Annotated in this window: 15 protein-coding genes; 6 read left to right on the top strand and 9 right to left on the bottom strand. The window is 30.0% G+C overall.

Annotation, left to right across the window (positions count from 1 at the left end; genetic code table 11):
* Positions 1-81: 81 nt before the first annotated feature.
* Together B5E75_RS01035 and B5E75_RS01030 are read left to right on the top strand one after the other, a co-directional pair.
* Positions 82-672, top strand: coding sequence for a pentapeptide repeat-containing protein (locus B5E75_RS01035; RefSeq protein WP_087356963.1), 591 nt, complete (start codon positions 82-84; stop codon positions 670-672).
* 74 nt (positions 673-746) lie between these two features.
* Complete coding sequence (locus B5E75_RS01030) at positions 747-1,466, top strand: helix-turn-helix domain-containing protein (RefSeq protein ID WP_087356962.1); 720 nt, start codon at positions 747-749, stop codon at positions 1,464-1,466.
* Positions 1,467-1,482: 16 nt separating this feature from the next.
* Here B5E75_RS01030 and proS read toward each other — a convergent pair whose 3' ends face one another.
* From proS to B5E75_RS01005, 5 genes are all read right to left on the bottom strand, one after another.
* Positions 1,483-2,919: a proline--tRNA ligase gene (gene proS, locus B5E75_RS01025; RefSeq protein ID WP_087356961.1), complete on the bottom strand. Its 1,437-nt coding sequence runs from the start codon at positions 2,917-2,919 to the stop codon at positions 1,483-1,485.
* Between the two features lie 62 nt (positions 2,920-2,981).
* Positions 2,982-3,182: a DUF4177 domain-containing protein gene (locus tag B5E75_RS01020; protein WP_087356960.1), complete on the bottom strand. Its 201-nt coding sequence runs from the start codon at positions 3,180-3,182 to the stop codon at positions 2,982-2,984.
* An 8-nt stretch (positions 3,183-3,190) separates the two neighbouring features.
* Complete coding sequence (locus tag B5E75_RS01015) at positions 3,191-6,262, bottom strand: AAA family ATPase (RefSeq protein ID WP_087356959.1); 3,072 nt, start codon at positions 6,260-6,262, stop codon at positions 3,191-3,193.
* Complete coding sequence (locus B5E75_RS01010) at positions 6,249-7,376, bottom strand: exonuclease SbcCD subunit D (protein ID WP_087356958.1); 1,128 nt, start codon at positions 7,374-7,376, stop codon at positions 6,249-6,251. Before B5E75_RS01010 ends, B5E75_RS01015 begins: the two co-directional genes overlap by 14 nt.
* Positions 7,377-7,426: 50 nt before the next feature.
* Positions 7,427-7,822 (bottom strand): GNAT family N-acetyltransferase, encoded by a 396-nt coding sequence (locus B5E75_RS01005; RefSeq protein ID WP_087356957.1) that lies wholly within the window; start codon positions 7,820-7,822, stop codon positions 7,427-7,429.
* A gap of 249 nt (positions 7,823-8,071) precedes the next feature.
* Here B5E75_RS01005 and B5E75_RS01000 point away from each other — a divergent pair, with 249 nt between their 5' ends.
* Complete coding sequence (locus B5E75_RS01000; RefSeq protein ID WP_087356956.1) at positions 8,072-9,385, top strand: hemolysin family protein; 1,314 nt, start codon at positions 8,072-8,074, stop codon at positions 9,383-9,385.
* A gap of 24 nt (positions 9,386-9,409) precedes the next feature.
* Here B5E75_RS01000 and B5E75_RS00995 read toward each other — a convergent pair whose 3' ends face one another.
* Positions 9,410-9,841, bottom strand: a complete 432-nt coding sequence (locus B5E75_RS00995) for a hypothetical protein (protein WP_087356955.1) — start codon at positions 9,839-9,841, stop codon at positions 9,410-9,412.
* Between the two features lie 168 nt (positions 9,842-10,009).
* On the opposite strand from B5E75_RS00995, the gene B5E75_RS00990 reads away from it, so the two are divergent.
* Positions 10,010-10,723, top strand: a complete 714-nt coding sequence (locus tag B5E75_RS00990; protein ID WP_087356954.1) for a LytR/AlgR family response regulator transcription factor — start codon at positions 10,010-10,012, stop codon at positions 10,721-10,723.
* Positions 10,724-10,725: 2 nt separating this feature from the next.
* Positions 10,726-12,003, top strand: coding sequence for a GHKL domain-containing protein (locus B5E75_RS00985; protein ID WP_087356953.1), 1,278 nt, complete (start codon positions 10,726-10,728; stop codon positions 12,001-12,003).
* Positions 12,004-12,024: 21 nt separating this feature from the next.
* On the opposite strand, the gene B5E75_RS00980 is transcribed toward B5E75_RS00985, so the two are convergent.
* Positions 12,025-12,741, bottom strand: coding sequence for a LytR/AlgR family response regulator transcription factor (locus tag B5E75_RS00980; RefSeq protein ID WP_087356952.1), 717 nt, complete (start codon positions 12,739-12,741; stop codon positions 12,025-12,027).
* On the bottom strand, positions 12,738-13,493 hold the full coding sequence (locus tag B5E75_RS00975) for a LytR/AlgR family response regulator transcription factor (RefSeq protein ID WP_087356951.1): 756 nt from the start codon (positions 13,491-13,493) through the stop codon (positions 12,738-12,740). Before B5E75_RS00975 ends, B5E75_RS00980 begins: the two co-directional genes overlap by 4 nt.
* 211 nt (positions 13,494-13,704) lie before the next feature.
* Here B5E75_RS00975 and B5E75_RS00970 point away from each other — a divergent pair, with 211 nt between their 5' ends.
* Entirely contained in the window at positions 13,705-13,944 is a 240-nt protein-coding gene (locus B5E75_RS00970; protein ID WP_087356950.1) for a helix-turn-helix domain-containing protein, read from the top strand.
* Positions 13,945-14,286: 342 nt separating this feature from the next.
* Here the strand turns inward: B5E75_RS00970 and B5E75_RS00965 are convergent, their stop codons facing one another.
* Positions 14,287-14,757, bottom strand: a complete 471-nt coding sequence (locus B5E75_RS00965; RefSeq protein ID WP_087356949.1) for a LytTR family DNA-binding domain-containing protein — start codon at positions 14,755-14,757, stop codon at positions 14,287-14,289.
* Positions 14,758-14,922 lie beyond the last annotated feature (165 nt).

The following is a 14,922-nucleotide window of genomic DNA, read 5'->3' as shown; positions in this document are numbered from 1 at the left end:
AAACATTGATAAAAAAGAACTTATTTACATTGATATCTTTCTATGTTATGATATTTTTAATAAATAAAGGAGTGACCAATCATGATATTAAAAGAAGATTTATTAGAGGAAAAAATCTTTGATGCATCCTATCATAATGAAGCTATTATTGATGAAAATTTAACTAATAAAGATTTTCAAAACTGTTATTTTGATCATATTGATTTTCAAGATATTTCTTTTGAACACAGTTATTTTGTAGATGTCACATTTTCTCATTGTGATTTATCTAACATCAAAATGAATACAACCCTTTTTCGCCATGTTCAATTTCAAAACTGTAAACTCATGGGAACAGATTTTGCTGAATCTCTTTTTGATCATGTAGCTTTCAAAGACTGTTTATGTCATTTTGCTAATTTTGCATTCATGAACAACAAAACCGTTCAATTTCATCAATGTTCATTACATAATGCCAGTTTTATTGAAACCAAAATGAATAAAACCTCATTCCAGGAATGTGATTTAACTCAATGTGAATTTCTTCATGCTCCATTATATAAAACAGATTTATCATCATGTCAGATTGAAGGAATCATGACTTCTCCCGAAGATATTCGTGGTGCTATGATTAATAGTTTTCAAGCCATTGACCTTATTCACTTATTAAATGTTAAAATAAAAGACTCATGAAGGGTATTCTCGTGATATGTCCTGTTCATAAATCGCCAAGTTTGATATGATAAACATAGCAAGGAGGCATACTTATGAACCCTAAAACATTTGGACAAATCTTAAAAAAAGCCCGTTATCAAAAAGGAATGACACAGGAACAACTTGCTCAGGTTCTTGGTGTTACAAATCGTACAATTTCACGCTGGGAAAGAGGTGTTAATCTTCCCGATTATGATACTCTTTTACAAATCTGTGAATACTTTCAAATCCCCGTTCAAGAAATCTTGACAGGTCAAAAGAGTGCAACAATACAAAAAAAGAAATGGTATCAAAGATACTATGCCACAATGAATCAATTTAATTACCATGCAACACAAGTTATCTTTAATATCATCAATATTATTGTCGTTTTTATCTTGTATAACAATGATGTCTTTGGTCCTAAAACAATTGACTTTTCGGAAATTCTCATATCCTTTTTCAATCAAATGATACTACCCGGACTACTTATCTTTGGTATTCCTTGTATAAGTATCATCATCTATACGTTTAAAAATCGATTCCAAAATATCAAAAACTATCCTATGAATAAACTCATTCATATAGAACTGGTCACTTACAATCTTATATTTATCCCAATAATTTTAATTATAGGGGGTTTTATGCTTTATTTATGGACCAGTGTTCAAGGGAGTGCATTTGTTATTGCATTCTGTGGTCTATTTTTAAATATGACAGTCTTTCATCATTGTTATGTCATGAAAGGTCATAAGTATATCGATCAATTATGGTTACATAAAGAAAACAGTTGATTTTCATCAACTGTTTTTAATATGCTCTTGCAAAATAAACAATATGTTTCGCTTTCTTTCCACAAATTGGGCAAACACCATCAACATGAGCTTGTGTATCAATACAACGAGATGTTGCTGCAGTATCTTCTTTGATTTTCACTTCACAAGCTTCATCTCCACACCATGCCATTTTCACATAACCACCTTTAGAATCTAAAACTTCTTTAAATTCTTCATATGTTTCAACATCAGTAATGTGTTCATCCCTAAACTTCAAAGCTTTTTGATACATTTCATCATGGACTTCATCTAATAATGTAGCTAATTTTTCTGGTAAAGTTTCATCCAATGCTAAAGTTAATTTTTCACCATTGACACGTTTTGCCACAACACATTGACCATTTTGTAAATCTCTAGGACCAATTTCTAAACGTAATGGAATTCCACGCATTTCAGCTTCAGAGAACTTCCATCCTGGCGATTTATCACTGGCATCCACTTTGACACGAATACCTTGTGCCTGTAATTGATTTTGCAGTTCATAAGCCTTATCTAAGATACCTTCTTTTTGTTGCTGGATTGGAATAATCATCACTTGTGTTGGAGCCACTCTTGGTGGTAAAACAAGTCCATTATCATCACCATGAACCATAATAATCGCTCCTAGTAATCTTGTAGAAACTCCCCATGATGTCTGATGAACATATTTTAACTGATTATCTTTATCCAGGAACTTCATATCAAAAGCTTTCGCAAATCCATCACCAAAATAATGTGATGTTCCAGATTGCAATGCTTTTCCATCATGCATTAAAGCTTCAATCGTATATGTTTCTTCGGCTCCTGCAAACTTTTCTCTTTCCGTCTTTTTACCTGTCACCATTGGTATGGCTAATAATTCTCTGGCTGTTGTTTCATAAATATCCAGCATACGCATCGTTTCTTCTCTGGCTTCATCAGCCGTTGCATGAATTGTATGTCCTTCCTGCCATAAGAATTCTGAACCTCTTAAAAATGGGCGTGTTGTTTTTTCCCAACGTACAACAGAACACCATTGATTATATAACTTAGGTAAATCACGATAAGAATTCACAATTTTAGCGTAGTGTTCACAAAATAATGTTTCAGATGTTGGACGAATCACCAATTTTTCTTCCAGTTCATCTAATCCACCACGTGTGACAACAGCACATTCAGGAGCGAATCCTTCCACATGATCTGCTTCTTTTTGTAGTAAAGATTCAGGGATCAACATCGGCATATAAACATTTTCGTGTCCTGTTTCTTTAAATTTTTTGTCCATGTAGGCTTGAATCATTTCCCATAAAGCATAACCATATGGTCGATAAATGATAAACCCTTTGACACTTGAATAATCCATTAATTCAGCTTTACGACATACATCTGTATACCACTGTGCAAAGTTTTCATCTCTTGATGTAATCGCATCATTTTTTACTTTATTTGCCATTTTTCTATACCCCTTCTTTAATATTTACCTTACTATTATACAAGAATTTTACCAAAAAGCAATTATGACTTTTCTTTTTCAAAAATCAGCTCTATTTCTTCAATATATCCATTTCCTCTTTGTAAAACAGGCACAAAACCAACATAACGCCATCCATCATTGGCATATTTATCTATAACATCACGCATATTCTCAAAACGATATTCTGTAATTCCTATTCCAGACACTTTTGTTGTCATACGATGATATTTGTATATAAACATATTTTCAGCTACCCTCTTTCTATATGTAGTGTACTTCCTTGATTTGTTTTTTCCACAATGATCTGTGTTTCAATTCTTTCTTTTAATTCATCAACATGTGAAATAATACCTATTGTCTTATGATCATTTTTTAAGTCCATTAAAACAGATAATGCCTGATCAATGGATTCATGATCTAAAGTTCCAAATCCTTCATCAATAAACAAAGTGTTTAATTCAATTCCTCCAGCATAATTTTGAATCATTGAAGATAAACCTAAAGCCAATGATAAAGCCGCTTTAAAAGATTCTCCACCTGATAAAGACTGAATATCACGCATCACGCCTGTTTCATAATCCAAAACACTCAAATCCAGTCCCTGCTGTTTGACACCTTTAACATCTTTTTTACGATACAAGGCAAAACGTCCCTGTGTCATCTTCATCAACTCAATATTGGCATATTCTAATATCTGTTCAAAATAAGTCGATAATACATATCTTTCAAAAGACATACGTAAAGGATTCTTTCCAACTGTCTGATCATATAAATCTTGGTAGAGTGTATACTTTTCAAAAATATCCTGATTGTTTAGATAATCTTTTTCTAACTGTTTTAAGATTTTATCGTTTTGTTGAAAAACATATAAAGTTTCATGATACTTTGTATAAGCCTGATCACGTTTTAATAATAAATCATCTAATTGTTGTTTTTCTTGAGCCAGATCATATAACTGATAATCTTTTGTTTTTTCTTCTAAAAGTGTTTTTTGTTTGTCTAAAGCTTCTAACTGTATAAAATAATTTTGATATGCCTGTTTTTGACTTTCAATATCTTTTATATGTTCTTGATAATAGAGATATTGTTTTTCATCTTCAAAACAATCTTGAATAAACTGCTGATATAATAATTGAGCTTTGTCTTTTTCTTCTTTTAATAATTGAAGCTGTTGTGTGATTTGAGTGAACTGATGTGTATAAATAGAAAGATTTTCTTGGCATTGATGATATTGATTCTCTATTGTTTCAATGTGTTTTTCTAATTGTTTGAAGTCTTTTTGTTGTTGTGTTAAAACAGATGAAATATCTTGATGTTGATCAAAATGATAGTCTTTCTCCAATTGAAGATATTGTTGTTGTAATAAAGATATACTTTTTTCTTTATCCATTAATTGTTGTTGCATATCTTGTAAGTATTGATTTTGTTGTTTTAATAAAAGTGTATCCTGTTCTAAACTACGTTGAATCTTCTTTAAATAAATCACATCATTATACTTTTTCTGATATGTTTTTTCCTGTTCTTCAATAACTTGCACAATATCTGATAATAAATGAATAAAGACTTCTTTTGATAATTCCTCTTGAATATTGAGCTGTTTTTTCAACATTTCAATACGTGTCTGCATCGTTGTCACACGTTCATTTTGTTGATAAACTTCCTGATAAGCTTCCTGCTGTTCAATATTCTTCGCTTCAACCTGTTGTGAGAGTTGTTCTAATTCACGAGAAGAAAGGACCTGTTTTTCAAGTTCTGCCAGATGAGGATGATGGGTAGAACCACAGACAGGACAAGGTTCATTGTCTTTAAGGTGGCTAGCTAAAATACCCGCCTGTTGACGACGAAATAATTCATCTTCATGACGATAACACTGTAAAATCTTTTCATATTCAGCTTGTTTTTGTTGATAGATAACTGATAAATCATAGTGGTGATCTTGTAAAGATTTCCATTCATCATAGAACTGGCTTAATTCATGAATCATGACTCTTTTTTGATTGATTTCTTTAACATTTTTTTCATTCTGTTCTAATTCCAGTTCCAGACGTGGTAAACGATTGACATTGTCCTGATCACGCCCAATACGATTTTCCATTTTTTCATATCGCACCTGTAAATCATGATAATCATTTTGTAAAGCTTGATATTGTTTGTATTGTTGTTGATAAATTGTTCGTTGTTTTTGATATAACTGATATTGTTCTAAGGCTTTTTTGGTATTGTCTATATCTATGAATAATTGATCTTTTTGGTGTTTATCTTCATCTAATTTTTGATATTCTTTTTTTAATAAAGAGAATTGTTGTTGTAAAGAGGAAAGTTTGTGTTCAACCTCCTGTTTTTGGAAACAGGCTTGTTGATAAGATGTTTGACTTTGTTTGTATTGATGAATACAAGATTGATGATTTTTGATATGTTCTATTTTTTCAAAATCCTTTTCCAGCAACAACATTTTTTCTTTTTGAGCTTGTAGTTGATGATATTGTTTCATCACTTCTTCTAATTCTAATAATTGTTGATTGTGTTCTTGTTTTTGATAGTATTGTTGAGAAAACTTATCATATTCATTTTTGGCTTTATGATAGTTGTGTTTATCTAAATCAAGCTGTTCATTAATTTTTTGATTTTCTATTTGGGCATCTTGAATATAAGAAGGGTGAAATTCTTGATGTTGTTGTATAAAATCAGATGATAACTGCAACATGGAAAAACGAGAAGATAAATCCTGATTCGACATCATAAATTCATCTTTATAGTGTTTTACCTTGTCTTTTAATAGATTTTCAAAGATAACAAGTGGTTCACTATGAAAAACATGACGTAAAACACGTTCTCTTTCTTCACTACTGGCATAAATCAGTTTTGTAAACTCTCCTTGAGCAATCATTACAATTTGTTTAAATTGACGCACATCCACTCCCAACAATTCTTTAATCTTTGCATTGACTTCTTTAATTCCTTCAATAATCTGTTGACCATCATCAAAATAGGCTTGAGCCATTTTGGGCGTTTTATAACCTTCACGATAATATGTTGGTGAACGTTTCACTGTATAACGATGCTGATGCAATTCAAATGTCAATTCCACATATGTTTCTTCTTTTGCATCAGCAAAATCACTACGAAAATAGGAAGTTTGTCGATGAGAACCACTGGCTTCTCCATACAATGCAAAAGTCATCGCATCAAAAAGTGTTGTTTTTCCTGATCCCGTAGGTCCACTAATTAAATACAAGCCATGATCTTGCATATTTTCAAAATCAACAACTGTTAAATTCTTATAAGCCATAAAAGCATTCATCGTCAATTTAATAATCTTCACTCTTTTCACCTGCCTTTTCTAATAACTCCTGCACAACATTCTTTGCTAAATTGGATAACTCCTGATTTTTCACATCATGATAAAACTGTTGAAATAAAGATAATGTATCCATTTGTTCAATAGATTGCATAGGACGAAAAGTGGATTGTTTGGCATCCTTCATTAAATATTGATAAGTCAATTGTAAAAGATGAGGATAAAGGACACGCAACTGTTCAATCGCATGAGGAATAATCTTTTGATCTAACAGTTCAAATGATAAATAATCGTCCTTTTTTTCAATAAAATTGACATCCATCAATTCAGCAAATGTTCCTTGATATTTTTGTAAAGTCTGAGATGGATGCAATGAAAAGGTTGTGATTTCCATTGTATCTGTATCCACCACAACAACAGACTTCTTTTGCTTGACTTCATCAAAAGAATAGCACATCAAAGAACCACTATAACGCATCGTTTCACGTTTGACCTTTTGAGGAGCATGAAGATGCCCTAAAGCTACATAATCAAAATCATCAAATAAAGAAGCATCAATAATTTCACTACCACCCACACTTAATGGCACTTCTGATTCACTGGTTATGCTTGAATGTCCAACAAATTGATGTGTAACAAGAATATTTTGATAATCATGGTCAAGACTTTGCTTGGAGAGATAATAAGCCAAAGCTTCTTGATAAGTATGAATCTCCTGATCAGGATATAACATTCTCACTTGTGATGGTTTAACAAAAGGCAACAGATAAAATCTGACATTCTCTTTTTCAACATACACCATCTTTTCTTTTAAATAAGTTTCAATATGTAATCCATTTTTCACCAATAAAGAACTAGCGAAATGTAAACGGTCAGAGCTATCATGATTTCCACTAATCATCAAAACTTCAATATGATAAGTCAATAAGGCTTTCGTTAAAAATTCATCCAACAAATTCACTGCTTCTTGACTAGGAATCAAACGATCATAAATATCTCCCGCAATAACCAATAAACGAATATTTCTTTGGTCCATCTCATCTAATAATTCAAACAACAATTCACGTTGAATAGATAGTAAGGAACACTGATGAATGACTTTCCCTAAATGTAAATCTCCAATATGTACAAACTTCACAAAACACCCTCCTTTTTTCTATTATAACGAAATCAATACAAACAATGAACTTAAACTTCCCATAAAAAAATCATTTTTTCCTTTTCATCTTGGTGAAAGAAACGACGTTGACTTTTAGGAATTGTTTTTGTTTCAAGATACTTTGCATGAAGCTTTTGAATCGTTTTAAGTGATGCCTGATTAGATGGATCACATGTTAAAATCACTTGATGAAAATCACGTTCTTTTTGTAAAAGTAAACAAGCCTGATAAGCATAGTGATGTCCTCTATATGCTTCTTCAATATGATAACCAATATGTCCATCAAAATAATGTTCCTGCAATGACCCTTCTCTAAAAGTGATTCTACCAACTTCCTTATCATCTACCATAATTCCATAAATATAATAAGGTGTAAACCCATCTGGTAAATCATGACTGACATATTCTAATAACTGTAAATACATACATCTTTTTCTCCTTTTTTACATACTCTTATCATAACAATATTGACAGTTACGTGCAATATGATAAAATAGAACACATAAAAGGGAGTAGTTAGCATCATTTTTATGATGTTATATAATCGACATCACGCTAAGTTTATTAGCCGGTTTTATATATGAAATAACGAGACTTTTATTGCAGTGTTGTGGTAGTTGTCTTTTTTTATATCACAAACATATAGAGCCAAAAAATAAAAGGAGAGTGAAGTTATGGACTCTATACCCTCGCAATTATTATTGCAGATTATTTTAATTTTATTGAATGCATTCTTTGCAGCAACAGAAATTGCTGTCTTATCATTAAACAAGACACAATTAGAGAAAAAAGCTGAAGGTGGAGAAAAAACAGCCAAACGTTTATTAATTCTTCTACAAGAACCTTCTGGATTCTTATCAACCATTCAAATTGGAATTACGTTAGCTGGATTTTTAGGAAGTGCCTTTGCGGCTGATAACTTTTCAGAGTATCTTGTTCAATGGGTATCACAGGATTTAGGAATCACAAGTATTCCATTAAATGTTCTTGATACATTATCAGTCATTATCATTACGATTATTTTATCTTATTTTACTTTAATCTTTGGTGAATTAGTTCCTAAAAGAATCGCAATGCAAAAACCATATGAAGTATCTAAAATCTCATGTGGAACAGTTTTAATGATTGCAAAAATTATGAACCCTGTTGTTAAATTTTTATCCTTTTCAACCAATGCTGTTTTAAAACTATTACACTTAAAAACAGAAGCTGAAGAAGATAACATTACCGAAGAAGAAATCCTGACAATGATTGAACTCGGTGAAAAACGTGGTGTTCTCAACGAAGACGAAAGCGAATGGTTACAAAATATCTTTGATTTCAATGACACAGATATATCAGAAATCATGACTCCATCTGTTGATGTCACAATGATTTCTGCTGATGCAACTCAAGAAGAAATTATCAAAATAATTCAAAGTTCTGGTTTATCTCGTTATCCTGTTTATCAAGATGATGAAAACAATATCATTGGTGTTCTACATGTTAGAGATTATCTATTAAATCTTCAAACCAAGAAAAAACCATTTGAAAAGATACTTTCAAAACCATATTTCATCCCAGATTCAATGAGAGCTGATCTTCTATTTGCAGATATGCAAAATAAAAACATTCATTTTGCGATAGCTATAGATGAATTTGGTGGAATCAGTGGTATTATTACATTAGAAGATTTAGTTGAAGAAATCTTTGGAAACATCTATGATGAACACGATTCACGTGAAAGACCTGATATTCAAAAAATCAATGAAACACAATGGAGAGTCAACGGAAATGCTGATCTTGATGAACTTTCTGAAGCCATCAATATTCCATTTCCACAAGATGAAGACTACAACACCATTGGTGGTTATATATACAGTCATTTACGTTCCATCCCTAAAGATGGCACAACCAAAACACTTCATATTGACAATCTTACCTTCCAGATTACCAAGATTCAAGATCGACGTATCAAGGAAGTTATTATCACAAAGAAACCTAGTTGAAACAAATCAACTAGGTTTTTTTATTTACAATAAATCATCTGCACTAAATTTTAAAGTTACATCACAAGTATTACTTGGTTCTAATCCATGAGAAGATACCCCTGTAAAATAAACAGTTCCCTTATTACAGCCATGCTCACTAACAAGCACTGCATAATTCAAAGGAATTCCTTCAGCCATTGTTACTGATTTTTTAGAAGAAGTAATTAGTTCTGCAAAGTTACCCAACGCAGCATCCCCTTTTGTTTTTTTAAACGTACCAATTTGACTTGTCATCGTTTTTTTACTCCCATAATTTGTATCATAGTGGGTATTTCCCCACGCAGGAATATCTTTATGAGTTACAGTCTGATACTTCGTTCCAGATACATAAGTATAAGCAAAAGTTGATGCCATTGTCCCTCCTAAGACAAGCAAACTTAATGCAATGGCTGTCATCTTTTTTTGTATTGTCATATTTTCCACCTCCTTTCAAAAAAAACTCTATCATATCTATCAAAAAAGTTATCATTTATGACGAATTTGTGCATATTTAAGCTTTAAAAATGCACATTGAAAGAAGTTTTTTGATATAAAATCCTTTGTCATATAATGTAAATAGTTGTCAAAAAGGAGGTAGAAAATATGCGTATTGCAATATGTGACAACGAATTATTTTATGTTGAAGATATTATGGAAAGGATTGAGAAATATGAGTTTCATGACACGAAGCCCGCCATTATTGATGGTTTTATACAAGGCACCCAGTTATTAGATGCTTTTCGGATTGAACCTTACGATATTGTCTTTTTGGATATTGAACTTGGTGAAACATTAAATGGTATTGAACTAGCGAAAATGATGTTAGATATAAAACCAAACTGTATCTTTGTTTTCATTACTGCATATCATTATTATTTACCAGAATCTATGTGGTTAGGTGCAGATTTATTTATTGATAAACCTATCGACTATGATTTACTCGACAGAGAACTTGAACATGCTTTTCAAGTTTATAAACGTTTAAATCGTACAGTAACATTTTCCACAACAGAAGGAAAAATCCATATCAAAACAAATGAAATCATCTATTTAGAAACCAGTTATGGAAAATACAAACTCAAAACAACTAACCACCATTATTATGGCAATCTCAAAACAATCAAGAAAGCAAGACAACAATTATTAGATTATCATTTCTTTCCACTCAATAGGAGTATCATTATTAACTTTAAGCATGTCAAATCATTTTATTTTGACTATGTCGTTATGTCCAATGATGACATGCTTCCATTAACGAAACGTATTCGTAAAGAGTTCAGAGAAAAATATTTTGATTACGTAGAAAAGGAGATGTAATTATGATTATTAATTTATTATGCAAAGCATTTATCGCTATTTTAGATATTTTGTTACTTGATTTTTATTTAAAAAATATTTATCCAGATGTATATAAAAGAAAATTTAAAAATATAAAATATATCATGTATTTAATTATTTTTATATGCTTACAATATATTTACAATTTTACAAGTTATTTTTTGATGCAACTTTTTATTACTTTCTTGTTATTTATTATATATTGGTATTATAGTATTAATAAATTAGATTTTGCAAAAGGAATTCTTAGTTATAGTTTTGAAAAAATCATCATTCAAATATTTGCAGCTTTTATACTCACATGGATATTTAATGTACGATTTTACATTTTTTACACACCCAAGATTTTTAATTATTTTATACTAAATTATGTTTTTGCAGATTATATTTTATATACTTTTCTTTTAATTAAATATAGAAATATAATATTTATTAATTTAAAATATTATAAATTGTTAACTATCTTTATTTTAATATATTTTTCTTTTGTTTTCATTTTTAATAATCCCATTTTATTTCGTACTGTCAGTATCGCCCGTACTTATATCTTTACAGTCGTTATTAGTATTATTGCGTTAATATGCTTTGATAGAATGCAGACAAAATATGAAACAGATAAACACAATAAAGAAGCAATTATACAAAATATGGCTAAAGAAGAAGAATTTGTACAAGAATTAGAAAAACAACAGTTAGAAATTAGAAAAATTAATCATAATCTCAATCATATCCTTATTATCCTGCAATCTCACTTAAAACAAGGAGAATATAAGGAAGCACTTGAATATATTGATAAAAACTTAGATATTCATATCAAGGCATATCAAGCATTAACACATACAGGTATGACTATGATTGATAGTACAATTAATCATCAAATATATCAAATGAAAGAACAGAATATTGAATATGATGAAGAGATTACTAAGATTTTACATTTAGGAAGTATTGTGCCAGATGACTTATCTTTAGTATTAGGTTTAGCTTTTGATAATGCAAGAGAAGCTTGTGAAAAAGTAAAGGATCAAAGAAAAATATCTTTAAAACTACAAAGTAAACAAACTCATATTATTATTCATATCACAAACTCTATTCCTCGAGGTAGTCACCCTTATTTTCATAAGACAAGTAAAAAGGATAGTGTTGCTCATGGATATGGTGTCAAAGGCATCAAAGAAATCGCAAAGAAATATCATGGTGATGTGAAATATGATGTTAAAGATGATTGTGTTGTTTTAAGGATTATGTTGCAGAAATAAAAAATAAGACAGAAATTTGTCTTATTTTTTATTCTCTAAGAATCTATAAAATATTCTTTTGAATTCTTTATAGCGTTTCTTAGAAACAATTAATAAACTCCCATCTGACATATACAATAATATGTTTTCTACTTTTACAATATGTTCCATATTGACAATAAAACTTCTTTGTATTTTCACAAAGTTATAATCTAGTAATGCTTTTCTAAGTCCATAGGCTGCTTTTAATGAACCATAATATACACCTCTTGTGGTATGTATTTTATAGCTTTTATAAGCTGTTTCAAAATAAATAATTTCTGATAAACGAAAGACAATCTTTCCTTGTGAAGTTGGAAATACAAAAGCTTTATTCATATATTTATAATGTTTTATAGCTCTTTTTAATTCATATGAAAATAATGGTTCTTTTAATGGTTTGGTTAGATATTGAAAAGCATTTACAACATAGGACTGATGGAAATAGTTCATATGACTCGTCATAAAGATAATCATTGTTGAAAGACTTTGAAGGTGAATCTGATGAGCTAAATGAACACCATTAATATCAGATAATTCAATATCTAAATAAACAAGATCATAAGGCTTTAAACGAAATGCCTTTAAAAAATCTTTTCCTTGATGAAATGTATCTACTTCAATATCAACAATTTCATCAAATGATTGTTTCAATTTTTCTATCTTTAAACAGACATCCTGAAGATATAATTCTTCATCATCTACAACTGCAATTCTCAATTTTTACTCTCCCCATTCTTTAATAATTCTTTTTCTTCTTGTTCCTTTAAAAATTTCTCAAATAAAAGATGATTTTGAAATAATGTTTTACGACTTGTTGGAAAAACTTCTCTTGATTTCAAAATAACATTACGATCCGTTAAAAAATCAATACATTTCATATTCACCAGAACACTTTGATTAACCTGCATAAACCATCTTGATTTTAATACTGGTCTTAGCTTATAACGATTCTTGACATGAGCCATGAAATGCTGATCATCAACAGTCACAATTTCCAAATCATTATAGTAAGTTTCAAAATATTTGATTTCATCTACATTAAAAATACGTTTACGTCCTAATTCCCTAATTGGAATCACAAACTTTACATTTTGATGTAAATACCAATCCATCAGATAATCAAAAACGCTTTGAAATTGTTTTGTATCAATCGGTTTCAATAAATATTCTCTTGCTTTTACTGCAAATGCTTCATGAATATGATAATACTGATCACTAATAAATACGACTTGACAGGCACGATTCAGCTTTCTCAATCTATAAGCTGCCTCAATACCTCGATCTTTTTCCACTTTCATTTCAATAAAAGCAAATTCATAACAGCGAAACCTTGTACTATTGAGCATATCTTGAATGGTTGAAAAAGTATACACATTCAATTCCATCTCTGGTTCATGAAAACATTCAATGATTTTCTTTTGAATTAAATTCAAATAATCAAGTTGATCATCACATACTGCAACATTCATAGTTTCCTCTCCCTTATCTTATTATGATTATATTTTTATTGTAGTCAATTTGCAGTTTGTTATCAGTCCACTTTTCTCCCGTTTTTGGTCACTTTTATGCCAATTTTTGGAAATATGTCGAATGACAAATGATTGGAAAAGATTGTAAATTCTTATCAATTTCCCTAAAGCAAATCTTCATAGTGTATAATATTTGTAAGGTGGTGAAAGCATGAGTATTGGGCAAAGATTAAAAACGTTAAGAAAAGAAGCAGGATTATCACAAAAACAAGTTGCGGAAGCATTAAAAATGTCTAAACCTATTGTTTCTCAGTATGAATCTGATCAAAGAACACCTTCAGTTCCTAAGCTTATTCGTTTTTCACGTTTTTATAAAGCTTCTTTAGATTATATTTGTGAAAACGTAGAAAAGAAAGATGAATTTTATGGTATTAAGGATTTAGACCAATAATAACAAGAAATCTTACAGTTTGACAAAACTGTAATTTTTTTTATTTATATTTTTTGACGAATCGGTAAAATGATTACTCTTTTCTTGTCTTTTTTTCATTTAACATCGTTTTTTATTAAAAGATTCGTTATAATGAACTTGTCTTTAAAGAACACCTATTCATTTCTATATGAAAATGAACTCAAAAATATAAAAGAAAGGGATTTTTCTCATCAGCAACTCATAGAAATGAATAGAAGATATAAATCATATTGTGACTTAGCCTAAAAGAACTTGGCTTCTTACATATGTATTTATATATGATGCATCAAAAAAGAACGAAGGAGTTTTCTTTCGTTCTTTTTAAATATGAATTTTTTCTATTTTTAAATGATCTGCGAGTCGATCAAATTCTGGTTTATAATGTCGACTGGAAATCAAAATATCATCATTATCTAAAACAATTCTTCGCCGACTCCCTCTTTGTATTTTATATGTTTTAACATGTTTTATATTTACCAATGTACGAACATTAATTTGATAAAATCCATAGTCCTGCACCCGCTTTTTTAAAAGTTCCATTTTCATACAGGAAATACGATAAACATCTTTTTCAGTATAAGCATAAAATTTTTGATCAACCATCTCAAAATAATAAATAGCTAAAAGAGGGATATAGTATTTATTATGATATTCATCATAGAGTTCTACTTCTCCTAAATTTTCTGTAAATTGTTTTAATAGTAATTGTGCCAATTTTTTATTTTTGGGATGATACACGAGTTTTAATTCATGATGATTCATATGTTCATTTTCATCATAGATAATCTTCATGCCTTCATCCCTCCCATATAAATATATGAAATGCATTTTCTTTAAAAAACACAAGATGAATCTGTTATGTTCACCTTCTATGACAAAATCAAATGCATATTTGCCTAAATATTGTATATTTTTCTACAAAATTCGACGCATTTCTACACGTTTTTTGCCCAAAAT

It is taken from the genome of Massiliimicrobium timonense (assembly GCF_002160865.1).
Classification (GTDB): domain Bacteria; phylum Bacillota_I; class Bacilli_A; order Erysipelotrichales; family Coprobacillaceae; genus Allocoprobacillus.
The sequence above is the reverse complement of the archived record's forward strand: the minus strand, read 5'-3'. Positions and strand labels throughout refer to the sequence as shown.

What these genes read in the sequence shown, in the direction of transcription:
- B5E75_RS01035 (WP_087356963.1), top strand. Translation starts at nt 82, where the DNA reads ATGATATTAAAAGAAGATTTATTAGAGGAAAAAATCTTTGATGCATCC.
- B5E75_RS01030 (WP_087356962.1), top strand. Translation starts at nt 747, where the DNA reads ATGAACCCTAAAACATTTGGACAAATCTTAAAAAAAGCCCGTTATCAA.
- proS (WP_087356961.1), bottom strand. Translation starts at nt 2,919, where the DNA reads ATGGCAAATAAAGTAAAAAATGATGCGATTACATCAAGAGATGAAAAC.
- B5E75_RS01020 (WP_087356960.1), bottom strand. Translation starts at nt 3,182, where the DNA reads ATGTTTATATACAAATATCATCGTATGACAACAAAAGTGTCTGGAATA.
- B5E75_RS01005 (WP_087356957.1), bottom strand. Translation starts at nt 7,822, where the DNA reads ATGTATTTACAGTTATTAGAATATGTCAGTCATGATTTACCAGATGGG.
- B5E75_RS01000 (WP_087356956.1), top strand. Translation starts at nt 8,072, where the DNA reads ATGGACTCTATACCCTCGCAATTATTATTGCAGATTATTTTAATTTTA.
- B5E75_RS00995 (WP_087356955.1), bottom strand. Translation starts at nt 9,841, where the DNA reads ATGACAATACAAAAAAAGATGACAGCCATTGCATTAAGTTTGCTTGTC.
- B5E75_RS00990 (WP_087356954.1), top strand. Translation starts at nt 10,010, where the DNA reads ATGCGTATTGCAATATGTGACAACGAATTATTTTATGTTGAAGATATT.
- B5E75_RS00985 (WP_087356953.1), top strand. Translation starts at nt 10,726, where the DNA reads ATGATTATTAATTTATTATGCAAAGCATTTATCGCTATTTTAGATATT.
- B5E75_RS00975 (WP_087356951.1), bottom strand. Translation starts at nt 13,493, where the DNA reads ATGAATGTTGCAGTATGTGATGATCAACTTGATTATTTGAATTTAATT.
- B5E75_RS00970 (WP_087356950.1), top strand. Translation starts at nt 13,705, where the DNA reads ATGAGTATTGGGCAAAGATTAAAAACGTTAAGAAAAGAAGCAGGATTA.
- B5E75_RS00965 (WP_087356949.1), bottom strand. Translation starts at nt 14,757, where the DNA reads ATGAAGATTATCTATGATGAAAATGAACATATGAATCATCATGAATTA.